The 7,154-nt window shown below is 73.4% G+C and carries 9 protein-coding genes and 1 riboswitch; of the genes, 7 read left to right on the top strand and 2 right to left on the bottom strand.

The window, feature by feature from the left end:
* Positions 1–92: 92 nt before the first annotated feature.
* Entirely contained in the window at positions 93–806 is a 714-nt protein-coding gene (locus ACFV8H_RS11655) for an IclR family transcriptional regulator (protein WP_380398676.1), read from the bottom strand.
* Positions 807–1,005: 199 nt separating this feature from the next.
* A riboswitch (SAM riboswitch) is annotated at positions 1,006–1,148 on the bottom strand.
* Positions 1,149–1,265: 117 nt separating this feature from the next.
* Between ACFV8H_RS11655 and ACFV8H_RS11650 the strand changes: the two genes are divergently transcribed.
* Both ACFV8H_RS11650 and ACFV8H_RS11645 read left to right on the top strand, forming a co-directional pair.
* Positions 1,266–1,559 carry a transporter suffix domain-containing protein gene (locus ACFV8H_RS11650; protein ID WP_380398674.1) on the top strand — a complete coding sequence of 98 codons (294 nt, stop codon included), beginning with the start codon at positions 1,266–1,268 and terminating at the stop codon, positions 1,557–1,559.
* Between the two features lie 8 nt (positions 1,560–1,567).
* Positions 1,568–2,023, top strand: coding sequence for a MarR family winged helix-turn-helix transcriptional regulator (locus ACFV8H_RS11645; RefSeq protein ID WP_380398672.1), 456 nt, complete (start codon positions 1,568–1,570; stop codon positions 2,021–2,023).
* An 88-nt stretch (positions 2,024–2,111) separates the two neighbouring features.
* Here the strand turns inward: ACFV8H_RS11645 and ACFV8H_RS11640 are convergent, their stop codons facing one another.
* Positions 2,112–2,507, bottom strand: a complete 396-nt coding sequence (locus ACFV8H_RS11640; RefSeq protein ID WP_380398670.1) for a hypothetical protein — start codon at positions 2,505–2,507, stop codon at positions 2,112–2,114.
* A gap of 245 nt (positions 2,508–2,752) precedes the next feature.
* On the opposite strand from ACFV8H_RS11640, the gene ACFV8H_RS11635 reads away from it, so the two are divergent.
* The 5 genes from ACFV8H_RS11635 to ACFV8H_RS11615 all read left to right on the top strand — a co-directional run bounded on the left by ACFV8H_RS11635 (position 2,753) and on the right by ACFV8H_RS11615 (position 7,121).
* The gene (locus tag ACFV8H_RS11635) at positions 2,753–3,010 is read left to right on the top strand and encodes a hypothetical protein (protein ID WP_380398668.1); all 258 of its coding nucleotides are present in this window, start codon (positions 2,753–2,755) and stop codon (positions 3,008–3,010) included.
* Between the two features lie 133 nt (positions 3,011–3,143).
* Positions 3,144–3,590 (top strand): SRPBCC domain-containing protein, encoded by a 447-nt coding sequence (locus ACFV8H_RS11630; protein ID WP_380398667.1) that lies wholly within the window; start codon positions 3,144–3,146, stop codon positions 3,588–3,590.
* Complete coding sequence (locus tag ACFV8H_RS11625) at positions 3,587–3,991, top strand: ArsR/SmtB family transcription factor (protein ID WP_380398665.1); 405 nt, start codon at positions 3,587–3,589, stop codon at positions 3,989–3,991. The genes ACFV8H_RS11630 and ACFV8H_RS11625 overlap by 4 nt, the downstream gene beginning before the upstream one ends.
* A gap of 240 nt (positions 3,992–4,231) precedes the next feature.
* On the top strand, positions 4,232–5,491 hold the full coding sequence (locus tag ACFV8H_RS11620; RefSeq protein ID WP_380398663.1) for a hydroxymethylcytosylglucuronate/cytosylglucuronate synthase: 1,260 nt from the start codon (positions 4,232–4,234) through the stop codon (positions 5,489–5,491).
* 205 nt (positions 5,492–5,696) lie between these two features.
* Entirely contained in the window at positions 5,697–7,121 is a 1,425-nt protein-coding gene (locus ACFV8H_RS11615; RefSeq protein ID WP_380398661.1) for a M1 family metallopeptidase, read from the top strand.
* Positions 7,122–7,154: the final 33 nt, after the last annotated feature.

Here is a 7,154-nt window from a genome sequence, read left to right as displayed (position 1 = left end):
GGAGCTCCGCGCCGGCGGCCGCCCGACCCCGAGCGCTCAGGTCCGGTCCGGGCCGGGCGCCGGACCGGTCACCCCATGTCAGCCGGCCCCGGTCAGGGCCGGTTCAGCGCGTCCGTGAGGTGGCCCGCCGCCTCGATGACGGCCTGGGAGAGGCGGGCCCCCGGGTGCCGGCTGAGCCGTTCGATCGGCCCCGAGACGGAAACGGCGGCCACCACCCGGCCGGCCGGGCCCCGCACGGGCGCAGAGACGGAGGCCACACCGGGCTCGCGCTCGCCGATCGACTGGGCCCACCCCCGGCGCCGCACCCCGCTCAGCGCGGTGGCGGTGAACCGGGCGCCCTGGAGCCCGCGGTGGAGCCGCTCGGGCTCCTCCCAGGCCAGCAGGACCTGGGCCGCGGACCCGACCTTCATCGGCAGCGCGAGGCCCACCGGCACGGTGTCCCGCAGGCCGAAGAGGCGTTCGGCGGCCGCCACGCAGATCCGGACCTCGCCCTGCCGGCGGTACAGCTGGGCGGTCTCGCCGGTGACGTCGCGCAGGTGGGTGAGGACCGTGCCGGCGGCGGCCAGCAGGCGGTCTTCACCGGCCGCCGCCGAGAGCTCGGCGAGCCGCGGGCCGAGGACGAACCGGCCCTGGAGGTCCCGGCCGAGCAGCCGGTGGTGCTCCAGTGCGACGGCGATCCGGTGGGCGGTCGGCCGGGCCAGCCCGGTGGCGTCGACCAGCCCGGCCAAGGTGGCCGGACCGGCCTCCAGGGTGCCGAGGATCGAGGTGATCTTGTCGAGCACGCCGACGCCGCTCGTGTTCTCCATGGACGGGTACTCCAGTCTCAGATCCCGTGAGCGACGGGTGGGTACGGCTCACGGGCGCTCCGGTGGGGTGGGAGCGGGGTGGTCAGCGGAAACAGGCCTGCGGGAACAGCAGATCGCCTGCGCCGAGCACGAAACGGGTACGCGAAAGGGCCGGGGCGGGAAGCGCCCGGGCGAAGGACAGCACTGAGAGCACCGTGTCTCCTCATCTTCCCCGCGCCACGTTGGCGACAGGCCGGAGTTGGCACTGACCCCGGACGGCACGGCGCGTACTTCGGACGCCGGGTCGAACGGGGAGTTGCCGGGGCTTCGTAGGGCCGGTCCCTCCACCCCTCTGGATGATTCGCGAAGAACCATACAAGATTTCCCGGCCGCCCCGCCAAACCCTTTTCCGACCACCCCTCGGCCCGGAGCCCGTCGGGGTCCTTGACCACGGATGATTTAGATTTCTAAACTATTTCCATGACTGCGACCCCGGCGACCTCAGCACCCCAGAAGAAGCCGCTCAGGTTCAGGATCGGCATCGCGCTCCTCGTCCTGAGCGCCCTGACCTACGTGGCCGTCCTCGTCATCCTCTTCCTCCCGCTGGACTCCGGCACCAAGGCCGCCGCCTTCGGCGGGACGCTCGTGGTCGCCGAGACCTGCGCCCTCATCGGCATGGCGGGCGTCGGCAAGGAGGCCGTCCGGGCGGTCCGGTCCCGCCTGGGGCTCAGGAGGCGCAGCCGCGCCGCCGAGCAGCCGCCCACTACGGACTGACGGGCCCGATGGACACCGGAGAAAGACCCGACAGCGCCGACCTGCACGCCCGCAGCGCCCGGATCGAGCAGCTCTTCACGGACCTGTGGCTCCTCTCGGAACGGCACGCGCCCCGCTACGGCGACTTCGGGCTCACCGCCCAACAGCACCTCGTGCTCGGGCGGATCGTGGCCGACCCGGGCATCACCCCCAAGGACCTGGCCGAACGCCTGGGCGTGTCCAGGGGCGCCGTCAGCCAGCACCTGGCGCGCCTGGAGGAGGACGGCTACCTCTCCCGGCAGCGCAGCCCCCAGGACGGACGCGTCCACGTCCTCTGCCTGGAGGCCCGCGGCGCGGCCTACCGACAGGCCGTGCTCCGGTACGAGCGGGAGCTCCACGACGCCTACGTCGCGAAGCTCTCGGCCGCGGACATGGCGGAGATCGAGTCCGCGCTCGGAAAGTTGAGGCGGGTGTTCGAGGACTGACGTCGCCCGCCCCGGACGCTGCTCGGGATCGATCAGTCGAGACCGATCAGTTGGGACCGATCACTCGGGGCCGATCAGTGCAGACCGATCACTTGAGATCGATCACGAGGCCGCCCGTTCGCGCCTCTTCGTTCGTGACCTTCGTCCTCGGGTGCCAGAGCACCTGCACCGAGTAGGAGTCCGAACCGCCCGGCACGTCGGGCAGCACGATCGGGAACCGGCAGGCGGAGTCGTGGTACTCGCCCTGCCCCAGGACGCCGGTCGCCACCACCCGGCCCGCCGAGTCGCGAACGGTCACCAGGGCGTCCTTGTCCACGTCGTCCAAGCCCCTGGCGCCGTTGCAGGTACCCGACTTGGTGGGGTCGGAGGTGCTGATCCGCGCCTGGCCCACCAGCGTGAAGGACTCGTCGTCCCCGGGCCCGGACAGGCCCCAGGCCAGTCCGACGGCGCCGGCGCCGACCACGAGTCCGGCAGCCGCGAACACCGCCGGGGCCTTCCAGGGGCGGAGCCGGGGCTCCTGCGCAGGCTCGGGCGGAGCCGCCTCCGTGGCGGGTATCGGAGCGACATTCTCTTCATACGATGCGTCAGACATTCGCACAGCATGGCATCGAGCGCCTCTCCCGACGAGGAGTTATCGCGACCGGGGCCGGCCCGTGCGGCCGCCGCCGACCGGCCGTGCCGACCGGCCATGGGGGCCAGCGACTGTCGGGGCACGGAAGAATGGGGCGGGTGACCAGCACTCAGCCGCTCCCCCGGGGCCTCACCGCCCTCATCCCCGACGCCCGCACCCAGGCCACGCCCGGCGAGCGGGCCGCCTCCCAGCTCCTCCACCTGCGCGAGGCGACCGTGCCCGTGCCGGTCCTCGCCGCGGCCGCCGAGCTGATCACCCCGTTGTTGAAGGACCAGGACCCGGCCACCCGCGCGGCCGCCACCGCCGTCCACACCCGCCTGCTCGCGGCCATCGAGGAGGCCACCCCCGGGCGGTAGCCGGCCGCGGCAGGGCGAGGGCCGAGCTCCTCGGCGCCGAGCCCTCGCGAGGTGCAACCCTCGGGTTGCACTCGGCAGTGCGACGTGCAACTCTGGAGTTGCATCCACTGTCCGCGATGGAAGGAGCCCCCTCATGAGCGAGGACCGGATCGAACGCGAGACCCTGATCGAGGCGCCCCTGGAGCGGGTCTGGTCCCTGGTGGCCGAGCCCGGCTTCTGGGTCGCCGACAAGGCGAGCCTGCCCGGCACCGTGGCCAGGGAGGGCGAGGAGCTGGTGGCCAGGAACCCGGAGTACGGCGACTTCCCGGTACGCGTGGAGAAGGTCGAGCCGCCGACCTACCTGGCCTACCGCTGGGCCAGCGCGTTCCCCGGGGAGGAACTGCGCGAGGACAACAGCACCCTCGTGGAGTTCACGCTGACCCCGGAGGACGGCAGGACGCGGCTGCGCGTGGTCGAGAGCGGCTTCGCGGCACTGGCCGGCTCCGAGGAACTGCGCGGCAAGGCGGTCGAGGACAACACCGGCGGCTGGCGCCAGGAGCTCGACGCGCTCAGGACGCGCGCCGAACAGCCCGCCACGTGACCGACGAACCCCACGGCCCCGCCGAGGCGGTCGACACCGTCCTCACGGCCCTGGCCGACCCGACGCGACGCCGGCTGCTCGAACTGATCGGCGCGCAGGGCGAGGCCACCGCGACGACGCTCGCCCGACACCTTCCCGTCTCGCGCCAGGCCGTGGTCAAGCACCTCGCCGTCCTGGACGCCGCCGGGCTGGTGAGCGGCGACCGCATCGGGCGCGAGGTGCGCTACACGGTGCGGCCCGCGGCGCTCGACTCTACGGCGCGTTGGATGGCCTCGCTCGCCGCCGACTGGGACCGCCGGCTGGCGCACATCAAGCGCCTCGCCGAGGCGGCGGAGCGGGACTCGCGGACCTCGCATGACGACGCGTCACGCCCACCGGAACAGCCCCACGGAAGGGCGTGAGCACGGCCTGAGTGCGGCCGGTCGCGCAGCCACCGCCCGGCCGGCCGCCTGCCCGCCTGCCCATCCGTTCGTCCATCCGCACCTCCCCCCATCCATCCGTCAATGCACCGAGCGGGAACTTCACCTTTCGGGGTGGTTAGGTCTCGCTTTTCCGTAGGTAGTCGAACCGCCCCTTCTCCGAACGCCTGGTACGAATGCGGAGCGACAGAAGATCCGGTACGGGCGGGGGAGTTGACACGGATGCGGGCGAGGACGGGGATCACGAGGGCAGGGACCACGACGGCGGGCACCACGACGGTCGCCGTGGCCGGGGTCGAGTTCGGCTGGGGCAGTTCGGGGAAGTTGAGCGCGGTCCTGTCCGCCCTCCGGGCCCACAGCACCGGGCGGCTGAGATTCATCGGCCTCGCCTCCGGGTTGGGCAGACCGCTGCTCGCCGAACAGCCGGTGGAGCGCTGGTTCGACCTCCCGGACGAGCGGTCCGACCAGGAGCTGGGCCGGATCGTCCGGGCGCAGCAGGTGCAGGCGGCACTGGTGGTGCTGGACGGCGTGCTGGCGAAGGCGTTGCGGGCCTGCGGAGTGCCGGTGGTGTTCGTGGACAGCCTGCCGTTCCTCTGGACGGACGGCGACCGGCCCGACCTCCCGCTGGACGCCGAGGTGTACTGCGCCCAGCGGTGCGTGGAACTGCCGCCGGAGGGGGCCGGGGTGCTGGCCGACGTGCATCGGCTGCGCTGGGTGGACGCCGTGATCGCCGACGGCGGCACCACCCGCAGCAGCCCTCCCACGCCCCACCCCCGGCGCGCCCTGCTCAACCTCGGCGGGCTGCGCGCGCCCCACCTCACGGACTGGGCGAGCTATCCCCAGCTCGTGCTGCCCGCCGCGCTGGAGGCACTGACCGCGAGCGGGGTCACCGAGGTGCACGTCGCGGGCAACCTGCCGGCCTGGCTGGCCGCGCAGCTGGTCGACTCCTGCGCCCACCCGCCCGTGACCACCGTCGGTGCCCTCCGCCACCAGGACTTCCTGCACCGCCTCGCCGACTGCGACGTCCTGCTCACCTCCCCCGGGCTGACCACCCTGCTGGAGGCCGGGCACCTCGGCACCCCCACGCTCTGCCTGCCGCCGCAGAACCTCAGCCAGATCTTCAACGGCCGCTTCCACAGCCGGGCACTCGGCGCCGACGTCCGCCTCCGCTGGCCCCCGGAGGTGTTCGACGAGGAGGAGGCACTGGCCCTGCGCGCCCACGGCGCGGGCAAGGCCCTCGACCTGATCCACGGCGGCATCGCCCGCGCCGCCGACCTCGGCCGCCACCGTACGGCCGCGGCCGTACGGGAGGGCCTGGTCGAGAAGCTCAAACGGCTGGCCTCCGGGGCTGCCACGGCTCCACCCGCCCCGGACTGGACGGCGTTGACGAACGCGGTCGGCACGGCCGGCGCGGCCCAGGTCGCCGACGCTCTGCTGCGGCTGCTGGCCGAGTCCTCGGGAGCCGACCAGACGCGCCGCTGACCAGGCCGGATCACCCCGACGGAGGGTTGCCGCGTGTCCCCCGGCCGGTGGAGGCCGTTCTCAGGCTCGGTGCCGGCGACGCGCTGCCCACCCGGCGGGCCGCCCGGCACAGCGCGTCGGGCCGGCGACGTGCGCGCTGACCACCCCTCCGGCACCCGCGCCTGCGGCCCTGCTCCCGACGTCCCCGAGGTTTCCGAGGTCCTCCATGATGAAGTCCACCGGCCCACCCCTCCGACCGGTCACGTCCGCCCGGTTCACCACCACCGTCCGACGACTCCTCGACCGGCCCGGTGCGCCCTCCGCCGCACGGCGCCTCCTCCCCCTGCTCGCCGTCCTCACCGTGCTCCTGTCGGTGGGCGCCGCGCCACCCGGCCGCGCCCCCGCCGATCCGACCCCCACCCCCAGCGCCCCCGCCTACACCGTGGAGTTGAGCAGCGACGCCACCGGCGCGCACTGGCGCGGCCACGAGCGGATCGTCTTCACCAACACCTCGCCCGAGCCCCTGCACGAGGTCCACCTGCGCCTCTGGGACAACTTCCGCGGCGGCTGCGCGACCCCGTCCGTCCGGGTGACCGGTCTGGACGGCACCGCCGAGGTCGACTGCACCGCGCTGCGCGTCCCGTTGGCCCACCCACTGCGCCAGGGCGCCTCCGGCACGGTCGAGTTCGACCTCGGCGTCGACGTCCCCGACGGCCTCGACCGCTTCGGCCGGGACGGCGCGTTCAGCTTCATCGGCAACGCCCTGCCCGTTCTCGCCGTCCGCGACGGATCGGGCTGGCACCTGGACCCGTACAGCGAGCTCGGCGAGTCGTTCTACGGCCTCGCCTCCGACTTCGCCGTCACCCTCGACCACCCCACCGAGGTCCTAGTGCCCGCCACCGGCACCGCCGTCGACACCCCCGGCGGCCCGGGCCGCACGGTCACCCGGATCGGCGCCCGGCAGGTCCGCGAGTTCGCCTGGGCCGCCGGGCCGTTCCACCGGATCGAGGGCCGGTCCGGCGACGGCGTCCGGGTCGCCGTCTACTCGGTCAGCAGCGTCTCCGCCGAGGACGCCCGCGCGATGCTGGACCTCTCCCTGCGGACCATCGACGACCACTCCGCCCGCTACGGCCCCTACCCGTACGGGGACGTCGCCACCGTCCTGGACGACGCCTTCGAGTTCGGCGGCATGGAGTACCCGGCCTTCGTCCTCGACCGGATCCGCCCCTCCGCCGTCATCCACGAGCTGGCGCACCAGTGGTGGTACGGCATCGTCGGTGACGACCAGTACCGCGCACCCTGGCTGGACGAGTCCTTCGCCGAGTACGCCATGGACGTCGAGATGGGCCGGACGAAGGAGGGCTGCACCGCCGCGACCCCCTTCCGTAGTCCGGCCGAACGCCTCACCAACCCGATGAGCTACTGGGACACCCACCCCGACCGCTACGAGGCGGTCATCTACGACCACGGCTCCTGCGCCCTGCACGAACTGCGCCGGCTGATCGGCACGGACACGATGTCCGCGCTGCTGCACGACTACGTCCACGCCCACTGGTTCGGCGTCTCCACCACCGCCGAGTTCAAGGCCGCCGCCCAGGCCGCGACGTCCGTCGACCTGACGCCCTTCTGGCAGGAGCACCGCATCGACTGATCCCAACCCGCACCGGTGATCCCCGACCCGCAC

Origin of the sequence: Kitasatospora sp. NPDC059827 (genome assembly GCF_042731675.1) — a bacterium.
In the GTDB taxonomy this organism is placed as follows: Bacteria; Actinomycetota; Actinomycetes; order Streptomycetales; family Streptomycetaceae; genus Kitasatospora.
The sequence above is the reverse complement of the archived record's forward strand: the minus strand, read 5'-3'. Positions and strand labels throughout refer to the sequence as shown.

Excerpts from the sequence above, each read along its gene's own strand:
- ACFV8H_RS11630 (WP_380398667.1), top strand. The coding sequence starts at position 3,144 with ATGAGCGAGGACCGGATCGAACGCGAGACCCTGATCGAGGCGCCCCTG.
- ACFV8H_RS11655 (WP_380398676.1), bottom strand. The coding sequence starts at position 806 with ATGGAGAACACGAGCGGCGTCGGCGTGCTCGACAAGATCACCTCGATC.
- ACFV8H_RS11620 (WP_380398663.1), top strand. The coding sequence starts at position 4,232 with ATGCGGGCGAGGACGGGGATCACGAGGGCAGGGACCACGACGGCGGGC.
- ACFV8H_RS11615 (WP_380398661.1), top strand. The coding sequence starts at position 5,697 with ATGATGAAGTCCACCGGCCCACCCCTCCGACCGGTCACGTCCGCCCGG.
- ACFV8H_RS11645 (WP_380398672.1), top strand. The coding sequence starts at position 1,568 with ATGGACACCGGAGAAAGACCCGACAGCGCCGACCTGCACGCCCGCAGC.
- ACFV8H_RS11650 (WP_380398674.1), top strand. The coding sequence starts at position 1,266 with ATGACTGCGACCCCGGCGACCTCAGCACCCCAGAAGAAGCCGCTCAGG.